At 43.3% G+C, this 17,056-nt stretch carries 10 protein-coding genes; 2 read left to right on the top strand and 8 right to left on the bottom strand.

From position 1 onward, the window contains the following. Window positions 1–29: 29 nt before the first annotated feature. The 4 genes from AC1DU2_RS27615 to AC1DU2_RS27600 all read right to left on the bottom strand — a co-directional run bounded on the left by AC1DU2_RS27615 (window position 30) and on the right by AC1DU2_RS27600 (window position 7,522). Complete coding sequence (locus AC1DU2_RS27615) at window positions 30–3,077, bottom strand: SusC/RagA family TonB-linked outer membrane protein (RefSeq protein WP_477388508.1); 3,048 nt, start codon at window positions 3,075–3,077, stop codon at window positions 30–32. A 408-nt stretch (window positions 3,078–3,485) separates the two neighbouring features. Further along, on the bottom strand, window positions 3,486–4,838 hold the full coding sequence (locus tag AC1DU2_RS27610; protein WP_477388506.1) for a Gfo/Idh/MocA family protein: 1,353 nt from the start codon (window positions 4,836–4,838) through the stop codon (window positions 3,486–3,488). A 177-nt stretch (window positions 4,839–5,015) separates the two neighbouring features. Further along, window positions 5,016–6,326, bottom strand: coding sequence for a DUF3472 domain-containing protein (locus tag AC1DU2_RS27605; RefSeq protein WP_477388504.1), 1,311 nt, complete (start codon window positions 6,324–6,326; stop codon window positions 5,016–5,018). Window positions 6,327–6,448: 122 nt separating this feature from the next. Further along, entirely contained in the window at window positions 6,449–7,522 is a 1,074-nt protein-coding gene (locus AC1DU2_RS27600; RefSeq protein ID WP_477388502.1) for an aldose epimerase family protein, read from the bottom strand. Between the two features lie 199 nt (window positions 7,523–7,721). Between AC1DU2_RS27600 and AC1DU2_RS27595 the strand changes: the two genes are divergently transcribed. Together AC1DU2_RS27595 and AC1DU2_RS27590 are read left to right on the top strand one after the other, a co-directional pair. Continuing rightward, window positions 7,722–8,747: a LacI family DNA-binding transcriptional regulator gene (locus AC1DU2_RS27595; RefSeq protein ID WP_477360878.1), complete on the top strand. Its 1,026-nt coding sequence runs from the start codon at window positions 7,722–7,724 to the stop codon at window positions 8,745–8,747. A 76-nt stretch (window positions 8,748–8,823) separates the two neighbouring features. Beyond that, window positions 8,824–9,912: a phosphotransferase enzyme family protein gene (locus tag AC1DU2_RS27590; RefSeq protein WP_477360876.1), complete on the top strand. Its 1,089-nt coding sequence runs from the start codon at window positions 8,824–8,826 to the stop codon at window positions 9,910–9,912. Window positions 9,913–10,277: 365 nt separating this feature from the next. Here the strand turns inward: AC1DU2_RS27590 and AC1DU2_RS27585 are convergent, their stop codons facing one another. From AC1DU2_RS27585 to AC1DU2_RS27570, 4 genes are all read right to left on the bottom strand, one after another. After that, on the bottom strand, window positions 10,278–11,816 hold the full coding sequence (locus tag AC1DU2_RS27585) for a beta-N-acetylhexosaminidase (protein WP_477388500.1): 1,539 nt from the start codon (window positions 11,814–11,816) through the stop codon (window positions 10,278–10,280). Window positions 11,817–12,311: 495 nt separating this feature from the next. Then, window positions 12,312–13,067 carry a glucosamine-6-phosphate deaminase gene (locus AC1DU2_RS27580; RefSeq protein ID WP_477388498.1) on the bottom strand — a complete coding sequence of 252 codons (756 nt, stop codon included), beginning with the start codon at window positions 13,065–13,067 and terminating at the stop codon, window positions 12,312–12,314. Between the two features lie 100 nt (window positions 13,068–13,167). Next, window positions 13,168–15,462, bottom strand: coding sequence for a GH92 family glycosyl hydrolase (locus tag AC1DU2_RS27575; RefSeq protein ID WP_477388496.1), 2,295 nt, complete (start codon window positions 15,460–15,462; stop codon window positions 13,168–13,170). Between the two features lie 495 nt (window positions 15,463–15,957). Continuing rightward, window positions 15,958–17,016, bottom strand: coding sequence for a proline iminopeptidase-family hydrolase (locus AC1DU2_RS27570; protein ID WP_477388494.1), 1,059 nt, complete (start codon window positions 17,014–17,016; stop codon window positions 15,958–15,960). Window positions 17,017–17,056: the final 40 nt, after the last annotated feature.

The raw sequence follows: 17,056 nt of genomic DNA, 5'->3' as shown, positions 1-17,056 counted from the left end.
TTGATCCGTTGAGGGATGATTTATAATGATTAATGAACAGACACTTTAATACCAAAAGCAAAAGTTCGGAAAGCCGGGAATGAGTTAAAATCCAAACCGCCGGATGTGTTGCCGGTATGAACGTTCACCTCAGGGTCGGTTCCTTTGTAGCCGGTTACGGTAACCAGGTTCTGGGCTTCGGCATACAGCCTTATTCCCTGCACAATTTTGATATGCTGAAATAACGATGACGGGAAGCTATAGCCTAACGAAACTGATTTTAAACGGGCGTAAGAAGCATTTTCAACAAAACGGGAGTTTACATAACCGCCATAAGTGCTCAGGAAATAACCTTCGCGGGGGATATCTGTATTTTCGTTTTTACCGGCAACAAACCTGTTCAACGCATCGGTGCTTGTGGTTGATTCCAGTACCAGCCTGTTCATGTTAAACAATTTATAACCAAATGCACCCTGGATAAAAATGTTCAGGTCGAAACCTTTGTAATGAAAATCGTTACCAAAACCCATGCTGTAGTGAGGGTTTGAGTTACCCAGGTATTTTTGATCGGCCGGGGTTATTACGCCATCGCCGTTTACATCTACATATTTAGGATCGCCTGCTTTTGAATTTGGCTGCGGCGAGTAGGTTTCGCCGGTTTTAAGTACGCCTGCATAAACATAGCCATATAGCATGCCTAACTCCTGCCCTACTTCCAGCCTCGAAAATTCCCGGCCGGATACTGTACCGCTTGGGTTAGCTGTATTGCTGCTGATGGTTTTGATACCGCCCAGGTCTAAAGCTTTTTGTTTATTGTACGAGATGTTAAAACTGCTGTTCCATGAAAAGCCATTAGACCGGATGTTGTTGGTATTGATACCAAGTTCGATCCCCCTGTTTTCTATCGCGCCACCGTTTACCAGTTGGGTATTAAAGCCCCACCATTGACCAATTGGAAGATTGATTAACAGGTCTGAAGTTTTTTTACGATAAACATCGATAGTGGCGTTAATGCGGCCATCGGCAAAGCCCATATCCAAACCGGCATCTAACTGTGCCGTACTTTCCCATTTTAAGTTAGGGTTTGATAAGCTGGAAGGCTCGATACCTACCTGTAAAGGACCGCCGGGACTAAGCACCGTGCTGTAGTTGCCAAATGTGCTCAGGTATTGATAATTGTTGATCCTGTCGTTACCGGTAACACCGTAGCTAACCCGTAGTTTCAAGCTCGAGAATGTATTTAGGTTTTTGATAAAATCCTCATCTTCAAGCTTGTATGCCAAAGCACCTGAAGGGAAGATACCATGCCTGAAGTTGCTGCCAAATTTTGATGAAGCGTCGTCCCTTAAGGTAAACGTAGCCAGGATCTTATCTTTATAAGCATAGTTTAGCCTGCCGTAATAATCGGTTAGCGAGGATTCTGATTTGCCGCTGCTATAACCGTTAACTGTTGAACCTGCACTTAAATTATAGTACAAAAACACGTCAGTAGGGAAACCCTTTGCACCTGCCCCTAATGATTCGGAAACATCCCTTTGATTGGAATTACCTACCAATAAGGTAAATGCATGATCTTTTAAATTGTATTTATAGGTTAAATAGTTTTCAACCAACCACCTGAAAGCAGTCGACATTTGCTCGGCAGCTATACCGCCATTTGCTTTACCTGCTACCAATGTTCTTGGCGTATACTGGCCTGCCGTAACCTGGCTATACTCGCTGCCTGCGCCCAGGTGGTAGGTTAGCCCCTTGAATAAAATATAATCTAAGGAAACATTACCGTTTATCAGTTTGCTGCCGCTTTTGTTGGTCGGCTCCAAAAGCGATGCAAGGGCGTTGTTTTTACCCTGGTATACGTAGTAACTGCCATCGGCATTGTAAACCGGAATATTGGGTTGAGCAGTTAACAGGCCAAACAATGGCGCGGTAATGTCTCCGGAGTATGATTGCAGGGTTGAATTTGAGCTTGCGCCGTAAAAATTGGCGCCTAATTTTAGGTTTTCATTCAGGGTTTTCTCAGCACCTATCCTCGCGGTATACCTTTGAAGGCTGGTACCTTTTAATACGCCCAGTTGTTTCAGGTAATTACCAGATACATAAATTTTTGAATCCTTATCGGCGCTGCTAATACTTAAGTTGCGGTTTTGTACCGTTGCATTCTGGGTTGCAGCTTTTAACCAGTTGGTATTGGCCAGCGGAAAGTTTGAAGGGAATATAGCAGGCTTGCCATCTTCAATAGCCGTAGCATTTTGAATATCGGTGTACTGCTGCCCGTTTAATAGTGACGGATGGTAAGTTAAATATTGCTGACCGTTTGAAACATCGGCATCAACGGCTACTCTCCCAATTTTTCCTTTTTTGGTAGTGATCAAAACAACTCCGTTGCCACCGCGCGAGCCGTAGATAGCCGTTGCCGATGCATCCTTCAGGATCTGGATATCATCAATATCATTTGGATTAATCTGGTTACCATTATCGGTAATAAAACCATCAACTACATATAATGGCGAGTTGCTGGTATTAATGGAGTTACCGCCACGTATGGTAATAGATATGGTACCACCCGGTGCAAAGCTTGATTGTTGTACCTGCACACCGGCAGCTTTACCCTGTATGGCCTGGCCCAGGTTTGAAGTTGTACCCCCTAAGTTAAGGTCATCGGCTTTTACCGAGCTTACAGAACCCGTAAGGTCGCTTTTTTTAACCGAGCCGTAACCTACAACTACAACCTCGTTCAGTTTGTTAAGGTCTTCCTGCAGGGTTACATTTATTGTTCCGCTTGCGGCAACTTCCTGTGTTTTGTATCCTATATAGGATATGATCAAAACATTGGAACCCCCTTTTAGCGTAATTTTAAACTTTCCGCTTAGGTCTGTCGATGTGGTGTTTTTAACGCCCTTTTCGCTAATTGTTGCGCCTATGATAGGTCCGTCTTTATCTTTTACGCTACCTGTAATAACAGTTTGTGCGCTGGCCAGTATGGGCAGCAATACAAACAGGTAACAGCATATCATTTTAACAAGGGCACCATAAAGCTTCTTTTTTAAAAGTTTGCTTTGTGTGAAGCCCGGATCAGGATGTGTGTAAATTTTAATCATACATTTTGGTGCTAGTATTAATTAATTGTTGTTGGTTTTGAATAGTTTCTGTTCGTTTTTCAATATTGGAAATTAGGTATACAGCCTTGAAAAAGCCTGTTTTAACACAGCGCAAACGTTTGTTTAACACAAACTTTAACTACGCAAACGTTTGATAAATAGCAAATTGCAGCTACGCAACAAAGCAAAACACACAGATTTGCAATGTTTTAAGCGGTTTTTACCGGACGATTTTGATGGATTCTGCCGAAAACTTCCTGTTTTGGACGAGTGGCGGATTTTTTTGATTTTGAGGAGATTAACGTATCGGGGCCGGCCGTCAACTTTTGGTTCCGGCCGGGCAAAAAAAATGTCATTGCCTGGATAAGCAATGACATTATATTATTGGAGAAGAGACTTAAAAACTACTTAAAAACCGCTGTCGTCCAGCGCGAAACTGTTTTTCCTGTCTTTCCATTTGCCTTTTGTAAAATCCGGAAAGGCCACACTTGCATTACCTTCTTTAAGTGATTTGGTTGATAATGGCGTAATAACGCTCATGGTAACTGAATCATAAACATCAATAGGTGTTTGACGTTTGTTTTTTACCGATTCGATAAAGGCGTTAAATACAAACCAGTCCATACCGCCATGGCCGGCACCCTGGGCAAGTTTTTCGTACTTTTTCCATAGCGGGTGGTCGTATTTATCAAACCATTGCTGTGCCGGCTCCCATGAATCATCTTCTTTTGATTTATGGTCAATGTAAACGCTTTTGTTTACATCCATCCACAGCCCTTTGGTACCCTGCACGCGGAAACCTAAGGAGTATGGGCGCGGCAAATGCGTATCGTGGCTTAACAACACGGTTTCGCCATTGGCGCAATTGATCATGGTGGTGGTTACGTCGCCATTTTTATAGTTGATTTTAGCATTGGGGTGGCCGGGCGATAATTCTTCGATATAAGCACCCAAACCGCGTGCTTTCGAGCTAAAAGATACCAGGTTGGTAAACCGGTTACCCGCGTTGATGTTAGCATAATGCATACAAGGGCCTGCACCATGGGTTGGGTAAATGTCGCCATCTACATCAATATTAAACTGGGTACGCCATTGTGCTTCGCTTAAGGCTTTAGCACCATATTCCACGCCGGTGTTACCGTAGCTTCCTTTACCATCGTTAAACAGTACCGGCCTTAAATTGTGCTGGTAACCGCCTTCCAAATGGATGATCTCGCCAAAAAGATCCTGGCGTGCCATATTAAGCGCAGCCATTACGTCCCGGCGGTAACAAACATTCTCCAGCGTCATATAGGGCATTCCTGTTTTTTCGGAGGTATGCACAATGTCCCAATGTTCGTCTACAGTTAAACCGGCAATAACCTCGCAGCCCACATACTTGCCGGCCTTCATGGCATCAATGGCCTGCGGATGGTGAAACTGCCATGGCGTAGCTATGATCACCGCATCAATATCCTTACGGTCTAAAAGTTTTTTGTAGGCATCCAGCCCACCTGTGTATTCCGCTACCGGGGCATGACCTTTCTTGGCTATGTATTCGCGGCAAATTTTCAGCGAATGCTCCTGGGTATCACAAATGGCTACTACTTCTACATCATCGCGCAGCAAACCTTCGGCAATATGGCTCATGCCCCGGGCTCCAACACCAATGTAACCAAGCCTTACTTTGGCTTGTGCAGATGCAAACAAACTACCAGTCGGCAAGATGCTGAAGCCGGCTGCGGCAATAGCGCCGGTTTTTATAAATTCTCTTCTTTCCATTTTATAAGATATATATCAGTTTTATTTAACAGGCACTAAGAGTTAAGAATCAAGAGATTAGAATCAAGAAATAAGATAAGCGCAAGGCCTGAGCATAAAAAATATTACGTAACGAACTGTTCCTTCCTTGAAATTGATTCGTCAATCGGCTTGCTTTTTGTCTTGATTCTTGATTCTCTATTTAACAGGTAAATTATTAATGTCAATAACTGGCTTTGCACTTACGGCAGCCCTGGTGAATGGGGTGCTCAATTTTATAAAACCATCAAAAAAGCCGCCGTTTTTCAGGTAAAATTTATCTCCCTCAACGCCGCCTGCATAATCTTTCCGGTAGTTGGCTTTGGCGGTTGCATCGCCGGTGTATACAGCCCCGGTAAGTTGTTGCCAGTTATTTTCACTATCGCCTATCCATTGATTGGTAAACAGGGCTTTGCGGGTTTTATCGCCATTTTCGGGCTCAAAATTCTCAACAAACGAGTAAAGGCTGGTGAGGTAAGTAGCTTTTTGCGGGCGGTTAAAGCTGGCCACCAGGAACCATTTCCCGGCGGCAACGTCTTCAAAATAGGCGCTAAACGTTGTTGAATTTTTAGCAGCATCAGGTTCGGCCTTTAACAAAAATGCGTATGCTTTCCCGGCTTCCCAGGGGTAGTGCATATAACTTTGCCCGCCCGATCCTTCGTTACCAAATTCGCCAATGTGTACGCCAGTACCGCCTTTTATCAATTTGATGCGCATGCTGTCGGGTATACTCTTGGGGTCTTCGGTATCAAACGGGCTCCATAGAGAAAACAACACCCGCCGTTCGGTAGCCGAGTTTACCTGCATGCCAAAATATCCCTGGCCAAAACCATCTGCCATAAAATATGATCCAACAATATCCTGCCCTTTAGGAACAATTATCTGGTTGTAAAACCATTTCACTTTTGTTTTTTTATCATCGGGAACCGTAAACCTTAGGTGCACTGATGGCCCCCTCCTGCCGAAGTGGAACGAACTGCCTTGTTTTACATAAGCTATATCGGCATCGGGCTGTTTGGTTTGGATGATGAGGTCGCTTATATCAGCATAAACTGCGCCTGTTTTACTCATGCCCTTCAGTTCAATTTTAACATGACCGGCATGCTTTAAATGGATAGTCCCCATCTCAATGGTATCAAAAGCCCGGTTGCTTACCTTTTTAAATATATAATTTTCGCCTGCTTTTATCCCAATCTTACTTTCGCCCTGTGGCACCCGCAGCCTTAAGGATATCTTAATATCCTGTGCAACCGAAACCCTGAAATAGACATTCGGTGTTGATTTAGGATTTTTCCAATTCAGCAGGCCCTCATCCGTAATGGTATCGGGCGCGTTTACCCAGGCATTGCCACCTAAGGGAATCACCTGCTTTAACGAGGTAGCTTGTGAACTTGTACCCTGCGCCAGCGAAATGGTGGCCGTAAAAACACTTATTAAAAAAGAAAAGCAGAAGAAGGTTGTTTTTTTCATATTTGGTTATCAATAGAATACCGCCGGGTATCCTTTTATAAATGTACCGGCATTTAGGCCTTTGGTAAAAAATAAGATCCTGTATCTCCACGCAAACGTTTGAAACTGGCCATTTTTATCATTTAAATGGCATCAGTTGTAAATTCAAAAATAGTTTTACTGCTGAAAGTTTCCCCGGGCCTTAATACCGTTGTCGGGAAATGCGTATGATTTGGCGCATCGGGGTAGTGCTGGGTTTCCAGGCAAAAACCACTCCGGCGCATATATTTAGCCCCGTTTTTACCGGGAGAATTATCATCAATAAAATTACCGGTATACAAATGCACCGATGGTTCGGTTGTATAAACATAAAGCACTCTGCCGCTTTGCGGTTCGGATACAGTGGCAGCCATAACCAATTCGGCCGATGCTTGTTGTTTAATTACAAAGGTATTGTCGTAGCCCTGGCCCTGTTTCAATTCCTCATGGTCGGCATCAATCCTTTTGCCTATGGCTGTGGGCTGGGTAAAATCAAAAGGTGTATTTTCAACGGCTGCCAAATGCCCCACAGGCACGTGCATCTTGTTTACCGGCAAATAGTTGTTTAAAGGCATCATCAACTCATGATTTAAAATTGATGAGCCCGCCAATCCCGATAGATTAAAATAAGCATGCTGGGTAAGGTTAAGCAACGTGATTTTGCTTGTTTTGGCTTCAAAAGCCACCTCCAATTGATTTTTATTGTTCAAAGTATAAGTAACTGTTGTAGTCAGTTCGCCCGGAAACCCTTCTTCCCCATCAGGGCTGATGTACTTAAGCACTACGCCAATTTTGTCTTTTTGAACAAAATGATTTGCTCCCCATACTTTTTTATTAAAGCCAACCGCACCGCCATGATGATGAAAGCCGCCCGGCTTAACAGTAAGCTGGTGTTGCATGCCATCCAGCGTAACCAGGCCCCCTGCTATGCGGTTTGCAAAACGGCCTACTATAGCGCCGGTGTAATAGGGATCGTTCACGTATCCTTCTACATCATCATAGCCTAAAACAACATCGGCCATAGCTCCATCCCGGTCGGCCGTTATTATGGCCTGGATAGCTGCACCGTAATTGGTAACGGATACCTGCATGCCGTTTTTATTGCGCAATTTATAAAGCGTAATATCCTGACCATTGGCTGTACCCCAGTTTTTTACTGTTATCGTATTACCGCTCATATTTTAGGCTGATAAAAATTTTAAATTAGCAAATTGTAATAAACTTTTCTTGCTGTGATGAAATTAGTTATTAAGCACCTGAAAATACGTTACCGGGCCCCGAAAACAATACACAAACGTTTGCAATAGCCGCCAAACGGGCAATAATTTGATAATAATCTGCTAACTTTAATTTTATTTCAAGTACAGCAAAAGGATAATGCAATCAAAGCCAACTACTATAAAAGAGATAGCCCAGCTGCTGGGTATCTCGGTATCTACAGTTTCAAGGGCCTTGCATGACCATCCCAGTATCGGCCTGAGCACAAGGGCAAAAGTTAAAAAGCTGGCAGTCGAACTGAACTACGAACCCAATCAGACCGCCATTTTTTTACAGAAGGGAAAAACCCACACCATTGGTGTTATTTTGCCCGAACTTTCTGAAGCTTTTTTTTCATCGGCCATTAGCGCCATTGAAGATACCGCTTATAAAAAGAATTATACGGTATTGCTTGCACAATCACATGATGATGAGCAGAAAGAAAAGGAACTGGTAGAGAAAATGAAAAATCACCGTGTAGATGGGCTGCTGGTATCGGTAGGCAAAAACACTTCATCTTTTCAGCATTTTGAAAACCTTAAAAAGTATAACATTCCTGTAGTTTATTTTGACAGGATACCCAATATTGCCAACATCCACTACGTGGCCTGTAATATGGAAATTGGCACTATCGAGGCTGTTAGCTTCCTTTTAAAAAAAGGGCACCGTGCCATAGGTATGATCAACGGCCCCCAGACTATGGTGGCCACCGGCGAGCGGAAAGAAGGCTATATAAAAGCCATGACCAAAAACCGACTAAAATTTGATCCCTCGCTTATTGTATCCTGTGATTTAACGGAGGAAGGCACAAAAAAAGCTTTCGACGAGTTGCTGGCCAATAAAAGGAAACCCACAGCCGTAGTTACGTTTAACGATTATGTAGCCTTATTTGCCATTAAACACGCACAAAAGCTGAACATCAGGATAAATAAAGACCTTGAATTTGTAAGCTACGCCAATTTACCGTTAATCAATTATATGGAAAACATCCCGGCGGCATCTGTTGAGCAGTTCCCATACCTGCAGGGGCAAAAAGCTGCTGATATCCTGATGGATTTGCTGCATCACCAGGATAAGGGTAGTAATGAGCAAAGTGCTTATTACAAAATCATTATAGAATCGCAACTGATCGAGAATAAAAAATAAATAAAAAACGGTCAAACGTTTGCGTGGCAGTTTCATCAACTGTTTAAGTATGTTTGATGTGTTAACCGGATATAATATGTTTGATGATATACTGATAAGCTTTGGATTAAACGCTGCCGACTATGAAGTGCAGCCTTTTGGTTCGGGTTTAATAAACCATACTTATAAGCTTAAAGGCCATAGCGATGCCTATATCCTGCAGCAAATTAATACTTCGGTTTTTAAAAATCCCGGTTTTATAGCCAACAACCTGGAGTTGGTACGAACGTACCTGGGCAAACATAACCCCGGTTATCTTTTTGTTGCACCGTTAAAAACCATTGATGATCACTTTATGGTAAAATCATCTGAGGGGAAATTTTACAGGCTATTTCCATTTATCGATGGATCGCATACGGTTAACTTTTTGCAGGACAAGCAGGAAGCCTTTGAGGCAGCCGTTCAATTTGGCCGGTTTACGCGCCTGTTGAATGATTTTGATATCGGCCAGCTGCAATACACGCTATCAGATTTTCATAATCTTAAGCTCCGGTTCGACCAGTTTAAAGCAGCATCTAAAAATGCGTTGCCTGTTAAGTTGGCAGAAGCCGCAACCGAGATAAAGGAAGTTTACAATCAATACCAAATATTGCAAACTTACAACCAGCTGATATCTAATAACGAGATCCCCTTACGCGCCATTCATCACGATACCAAAATTAACAATGTATTGTTTGACAGCCAAAACCATGCGCTTTGTTTGGTAGACCTGGATACCGTTATGCCTGGCTACTATTTAAGCGATGTGGGCGATATGATGCGTACATACCTATCCCCCGCCAACGAAGAAGAGACTAACATGGATAAGATCCATATCCGCGAGGATTTTTTCCGCGCCATATACAAAGGTTATATGAGCGAAATGGGCAATATCCTGACGGAAGCTGAAAAACAGCTATTCGTTTTTTCGGGAAAACTAATGATTTACATGCAGGCCCTGCGCTTTTTAACCGACTTTTTAAACAACGATAGCTACTACGGCGCACAGTATCCGGGCCATAATTTAGTACGGGCAAAAAACCAGTTCAAATTACTTACCGAATACACTAAAGCCGAGCCATCATTTAAACTGCTGATATCAAGCGTTAACCGGGAGTTTTTAACGGCAGAAAAACAAAGCAATTAATATTTCAGCTGAAAGCTGAAACCATGTTTAACCACGAGGTGAAACCTCGCGGTAGCAATAATTTAGTTGATGGAATGATATTTTATGATGTGAAGTATCTCAAAAAAAATAAATATACCAACGAATACGGATAATGCGTAAATACCAAATCCCCATATTTTTTGAGCATTCGTTTTACCTATAAACTTCTTTTTGTTGATTAGATAGATAATAAACGCACATATTAAAACAAATACTAAAATCATGATATGAAAGGTTTAGAATAAAAAACAGTTGTAAAGTGGTTTAAATATATCAATAAGTTGGATTTTAATCTTCCAATCTCATTATATTTCCAGGTGAAGCCTCGCGGTAGCTTTGTTAAATTATTTATCGCCTGCCAGCCTATCAAATAACCCTATCACTTTCATATTACGCAGTTCGTTTTCCTCCCGGATGGCCGATGGATTCAGGAAATCTTTATTCAATTGTTCAAACCTTTCATCCAGGCTTTTTGATGTAGCCAATAGTTGCTTTAACGCAGCAATTATTGCGGGCTTTTGTGCATTATTAAACGACGCCTCGTTCACCTGCTTTTCAATAGCCTGGTAAGTGAGGTAATACACCCTGATATCGGCCATTAATTTAAAATGCTCAAATTCCTGCTGGTTTTTTGCTGGCTTTAGGGCGTACAGCTTTTGGCGGGCCGTAGTGCAACTATCCAGCAATTGTTTAACCGATAATGGTATGGGCGATTTTACCTCGCCCTGTTGTATTTCATAAGGTGTTGTTTTAAGTGCTTCCCAAAATGATATGGCCCCGGCCTTATCAAACCCGAACTGCTTTTGGCCGTAACTGTACACAAAGCCGGTGATATTTAAAGGCTGGTTACTTTTAACGGCTTCGAAATATGCAGCTATAGACATATTGAATCCCGACAGTGGGTACACGTGCCTGATGGCATACAGCTCGGTCATATCCGCTTCTGATTCATACACAGCCGAATATTGGCCGGATGTTGACCACGACGTCATGATCATCCCTTTATAGCCCAACTTGCTTGCAGCCGGGATAAAATTGCCGATATTTTTCAGGTGTTTTTCCCACAGGGTGAGGTTATAATTATCCGGGCTCGAGCGGATTGCCGGCGATCCCCAGATTTCGAAACCGCTTTCCATCAGCTTTTGGTGGTTGCCAAAATAGCTCATATCCCAGCCGTAGTTCCAATCTACAAAAACGGTTTCTTTGGGCAATGATTTAATGGCCTCAGGATATTTCAGCGCGATATCGGCCCAAAGCACAGGGCGTTTGCCCAGTTTTATCACGATTTCGCACAGCATTTTAATGTAATCGGTATATAGTTTGGATTTACCTTCTTTTTCGGCTTTGGCTTTACATTTGGCATCGTGCCCCAGCAGGTAGGTTTCATCGCCTCCTATGTGGATATATTTAGAGGTATGTGTGGCGGCAAGTTCGGTATATAAATCGGTAAACAGGGCTTTATCCCCATCCGTTTCCAGGGGGCACACCTGCGATACATCCTTTTGGTCCTCGCGTAGGTTTTTATAACGTTGGTGCCGTAAAATATATTCCACATGGCCAAAACTTTGTTGCAAGGGTACCACATCAATACCGAGGCTGTCGCAGTAGCGGATAAAGCTTTTAATTTCCTGCTTGCTGTACGCGTAGCGGTTGGGTATCAGCGGGTGTTTCTCGAAAGGATAGGTACCCTCCCACTCCATCACCAGCGTGTTCATCCCGTTTTGGCTTAGTTTTAATGCAAAAGCTTTAAGCGCCGGCATGGTCATTACCTGGATGCGCAGATCGAGATGGAAACCGCGCACCGCAAAAGGCGACTTTGCCTGCTGCGCTGTAACGGCGTTTAAACTAAATATCAGTAATAAAGCGGGTATTAATTTTTTCATAGAATGCCTTTTAAAGGGGAACTTAATTTTATTTGTGGTATCACCTCTGCATAGGTGTTCCAAAGTTTCTTATTCCCTCCTTGGGATGCGGTCGGAATGAGCGCAAAGGCAGGGAGGGGTTTATGCGAGCGACGAATTGCAAAGCAGCTTGAATGCCTGATTTAAGCCCCTACCTCCCCTTCCACAATGTCATTAAGTTAAAGATTTTCTCCCCCAGCGGGGGAAAAGCTTTGTAGTAAAAACATCAAAGATGAGCTTCCCGTGCCAGAGGTACGGAACGTTAGGTGGCGTACCTCTGGCACGCAAAAACTTTAATTCATTTATTCTACAAAGCTTTTGCTCCTCTGGAGCATCCTGTCAATTGCTTAACTTAATGACCTCCCCCCTTTTCCCAAGGGAAGGTACCGCACACACCCTGCGCTTTTCTATTTCTTCCTAACACCTATGATATCAAACCTACCACATCTATCTTCAAATCCAATTCCCTATTAGTCCCTAAATATATACACCACTTTTATCATCAACAAATAATATAGCATCCGGGTGTGTTCGCAATATTGTTGAAGGGTATTTTTCTGATACTGCGTCATTCAATGTATGCTTAACCGCATCTGCCTTTTTTTCGCCCGGCACAATGGCAAATGCAAAAGGAGCGTTTATCAATGCGGGGATGGTGAGCGTTAAGGCATGTGTAGGCACATCTTCTATCCTGGCAAAACAGCCGTCGTTTACCTGCTGTACGCGGCATGCATTGTCCAGATCGACAATTTTAACCAACAGCGGATCATTAAAATCGGCCACATGCGGGTCGTTGAAAGCAAGGTGCGTGTTTTCGCCGATGCCCAGGCAAACAATATCCGGCGGGAACTGGCTTAGCAAGTCTGCGTAACGCAGGCGCTCCTGCTCCGCATCTGCGGYGTTGCCATTAAGATAATGTACCGCCTTAAAGGGCGCTTTGCCAAACAAGCGTGCTTTTAAAAAATTGCCAAAACCTTGTGGTGCGTCCGCATCCAGGTTAAGGTACTCATCCATATGAAAAGCCCTGATCCTTGTCCAATCTATATCCCTTTTCAGCAATTCATCCAAAAATTCATTTTGCGACGGGGCCGCTGCGAAAATGATATTAACGAATTGCTTTGCTATTAGCAATTGGTTGATTTTTTCCGTGACGGCATTTGCCGCCGCTATACCCATGAGGTGCCGGCTACCCGATACTTCAACTTTCAACTGATCTATTATAAATTCTTTCATCGACTGTGAGTCATTTAAATTCTATTTCGATATGCTGCGCCGACCACCGGTAAGGAAAAAAATCTGCACATCTGAAATCCGCATATCTGAAATCTGCATATCAATCTTTTTGCGGCACACTTGTCATTTTAAATTCCAATGTGCCGCCGTGGCTTATCTGCTCGTGCGATATCATGTGGTTTTTTATGGGCTGGCCATCAAACGTAACTGCCTTCACGTATTTGTTTTGTGCCGATAGATCGGTGGCTTTAATAACCAGTTTATTGCCATTTTGCAGGCTAAGGGCAATATAAGGGAATTGAGGCGCGCCAATGCTGTACATACCCGATGCCGGGGTTACCGGGTAAAAACCCATGGTGCTAAAAATATACCATGCCGATGTTTGGCCGCAATCGTCGTTACCGTTGATGCCTACCGGGGCGTTGCGGTAATTTTGCCAGCCCACGTTTTGCCTTACCAGTTCCTGGGTTTTCCAGGGCATACCGCAATAGTTAAACAGGTATATGTAGTGGTGCCCGGGCTCATTATCGGCCCTGTAGTGGCCATCGGTAAAGTTGTGGGATAGTTTATCGGCAAATGCCTTTTCGCCGCCCATAAGGGCTATCATGCCCGGTACGTCCTGCATGGCGCCAAAGGTATAAGTCCACTTGGTGCCTTCGGTAAACCCGCTATCCGGCTTGGCCGACCATTGTCCGTTAGCATTGCGCGGCGCCATAAACCCGGTAGCGTTGTTATACACATTTTTATAATTCTGGCTCCAGGCTATCAGCTGCTTATAGTCATCATCCTTACCTAAGGCTTTGGCCACCTGGGCTACGCAATAGTCGTCAATACCATACTCAATAGTACGCGAAACCGATTCACGGGTTTTATCAACAGGAACATAGCCCAGTTTATGATAATTGGTTAGGCCGCCACGGGCTTCATAGCTTGTCCAAAGGTCGCGGTCGCCCCATTTTTTTTGTGTATCACCGTCGGGCGCTGTAAATGCATCTTTATGCATGGCTTCATAAGCCAGTTTGGTACTATACCCGCGAAAACCTTTTACATAGGCATCGGCCACCACGGCATCAGCATGCGTGCTTATCATAATATTGGTATAGGTTGGGTTTGGCCACATGGGCATCCAACCGCCCTCCTGGTACATTTGTAATAACGATTTCACCATACCATTTACCCGTTCGGGCTGGGTCAGCGTTAACAAAGGGTGCAAAGCGCGGAAAGTATCCCAAAGCGAATAATCGTTATAAGAAACACCGCTATGTACCTTATCGTCAAACGCACTGTAATACCGGCCATACTCCGAAAATTGCCTTGGGAACAACAGAGTATGGTAAAGGGCGGTATAAAATATGGTTTTCTGGCCCGCGGTAATCCCGTTTACCTGTATCACTTTTAATTGTTGCTGCCAGTTATCGCGGGTAGTTTTTACAACTTTGTCGAAATCCCAATCGGGAATTTCTTTTTTAAGATTATTGCGGGCCTGGTCAATACTGATAAACGAAGTGGCCACCGCTACTTTGATCTGGGTATTGGTTATTGTTTTAAAAGAGATAAAAGCCCCCATGCGGGTGCCAAATTGTTCGTTACTGCCTTTTTTGATGACGCTTTTATCCCAGGTGCCATACTTTCGGATCTGTTTATCAAACTTTATAATAAAATAACCCTTGAAGTTTTTAAGCTCCGGCCCTATCTGGGCTGATTGCCTGTCGGGATTGTAGCCGGTAATTTCATTATTGATAGTATCAACATGAACGTAGCCTTTTAGCTTTTTAAGTCTTGGAGCATAATCGTTTGCCCAATCCTTCAGTTGCGGGTTAAGGTTTATACCCTGGATAATGAGGTGGGCTTTATCCGCAGCCGGAAAAGTAAACCGGAACATGCCGCAGGTATTTGCTCCTGCTATTTCTGATTTGATGAAGGTTTTATTGTCGGCCTTTAACTTAACCGAATAGTAGTATGGCTTTGCTATCTCGTCTTTATGATCGTAGCTTAGTTTTCGTTCGTTTGGTAATACACGCAGGTTACCAACCTGGGGCATAATAGATACATAGCCGTAATCGCCCATCCAAACGGTTGGCTGGTGGGTGGCCAACAGGCCGATAACCGTTTTATCCTCGTATTGATAACACATGCGGCCCATTTTGCTTTCGCCGGTTTGGGCAACAAAGTTTGTCATGGCAAAGGGCACATTTACGCAGGGCATGGTACCACCGCCATCAAGGCCTTTGGCAAAACCGGTAATGGCGGTACCTATCAGTGGGTTAACAAAGTCTACTTCGTCTTTTTGAGTTTTTGTATTGTTTTGCTGGGCATTAACTGTTCCGGCGAGCAGTAAGCCGGCGGCCAGTAAACAGGCGCCTTTTTTAAATTTAGGGTACGATGCAAAAATCATTTTTCAATAGGGTGTTTAGATGTATTTATAACTCGGCGACAGCAAATCTCTTATTTTAAAATCATTCCGGTTAAAAGTGGTAAACTTTTTTTTGTTCAATGATAAATTGCATGTTTAAACATTTTAATCATTTTACCGGTCGGTTTAATTTTGCCACCTCAACCACAGAGCGGAGTGCTTACCGCCCTGGCAATTTTAAAGCTTACGATTTCCAATTTTTTCGGATGCTTTTTTTGATTTTTTTTGAAAAAAAATCTCCATTTTATTTTTGTGTTAAAAAATGTAGTATTTGTATCAATAAGTAGCACATTTATTGCAAAAAAGTTTGAATTAATTACCTCTTTTTACCTGTTTTGTGCATCAATAAAAGGCGATTTTGCAATATAAAAGGAAGCCTGTAAATTTGTATTGTTTGCCAACAAAAGAACAGTTTACCAAAGCAAAACGCCCCGGCAGATAAAGGCCCAGGGCGTTGTCTTTTGAATTTGAAGGTGGTTACAGTTTTATCTTCTTTTCGCCTGCATCCACTCCTTTTATAAATTTAATAAGGCCTGTCATGTAGGTTTGCTGGTCATCATACATACTCATATGGCTGCCGTTGGGGCAATACAAATAACTGCCGTTTTGTACCAGCTGAGATACTTTTTCCATATGTTTCGGGTCCATTGTATCATATTGACCGGCGATGCTTAGCGTTGGTACAGCTATTTTTGGTAAGTCGGCCATCCTGTCCCATTTAACCAGCTTACCGGCAACACCAAATTCGCTTGGTCCCTGCATGGTTACATATRGTGATTCGTTCAGCTTACCCATTGCCCTGTTAAGAGGTTCGGGCCACTGATCAAGCGGGATGCGGCAAATGTGCTTGGCATAAAAATTTGGCAGCAGTAATTGCATATATTCCGGATTCTTAAAATCGCCTTTGGCCTCAATGGCACGGATCTTTGCCAGCACTTTGGGGTCAAATTGCTTTGCTAATACATCATTGGCGTATTTACCATAATCGGGCACACTCATCATCATATTTGAAATGATAAGGCCTTTTAAATTACGCTGGTATTTTTGCGCATATTCCATAGCCAGGATACCGCCCCATGAGTGGCCAAGCAGGTAAAAATTACTGCTATCCAGTTTTAAGGCCTGGCGTACCTGCTCAACCTCTTCAACATAACGGGGCAGGCTCCACATGGATGTATCTTTAGGATTATCAGAATTGCCGCAGCCCAGTTGATCATAATAAACCAGTTCGATGCCTTCGGCCGGCAAAAAACTTTCCATACACTCAAAGTATTCGTGTGTGGCACCTGGACCGCCGTTAAGCAGCAGCAATTTAATTTTAGGATTGTTGCCCAGTTTTTTTGTCCAGACGTGGAACTTGCCCTTGGGTGTATTGATAGTTACTACCTGAACGCCACCTGTTTTAACACCACCGGTGGTGTCGCTAAAATAGCTGCTTAAAGTAACATCGCCCGGCTGGGAAATTGGAGGTTGCTTACAGGCGTTTAGCCATGCTGCAGCAGCAACAATAAGTACTGCAAAATATCTTTTCATCATAAAGTTTATGTTGTATAATGATATAAAGCTAACCAATAAA

The organism is Mucilaginibacter sp. P4_C11 (assembly GCF_056402115.1).
This window is presented reverse-complemented; position numbering and strand designations above follow the sequence as displayed.

Coding starts and splice junctions, on each gene's coding strand:
- AC1DU2_RS27615 (WP_477388508.1), bottom strand. CDS start 3,077: ATGATTAAAATTTACACACATCCTGATCCGGGCTTCACACAAAGCAAA.
- AC1DU2_RS27610 (WP_477388506.1), bottom strand. CDS start 4,838: ATGGAAAGAAGAGAATTTATAAAAACCGGCGCTATTGCCGCAGCCGGC.
- AC1DU2_RS27605 (WP_477388504.1), bottom strand. CDS start 6,326: ATGAAAAAAACAACCTTCTTCTGCTTTTCTTTTTTAATAAGTGTTTTT.
- AC1DU2_RS27600 (WP_477388502.1), bottom strand. CDS start 7,522: ATGAGCGGTAATACGATAACAGTAAAAAACTGGGGTACAGCCAATGGT.
- AC1DU2_RS27595 (WP_477360878.1), top strand. CDS start 7,722: ATGCAATCAAAGCCAACTACTATAAAAGAGATAGCCCAGCTGCTGGGT.
- AC1DU2_RS27590 (WP_477360876.1), top strand. CDS start 8,824: ATGTTTGATGATATACTGATAAGCTTTGGATTAAACGCTGCCGACTAT.
- AC1DU2_RS27585 (WP_477388500.1), bottom strand. CDS start 11,816: ATGAAAAAATTAATACCCGCTTTATTACTGATATTTAGTTTAAACGCC.
- AC1DU2_RS27575 (WP_477388496.1), bottom strand. CDS start 15,462: ATGATTTTTGCATCGTACCCTAAATTTAAAAAAGGCGCCTGTTTACTG.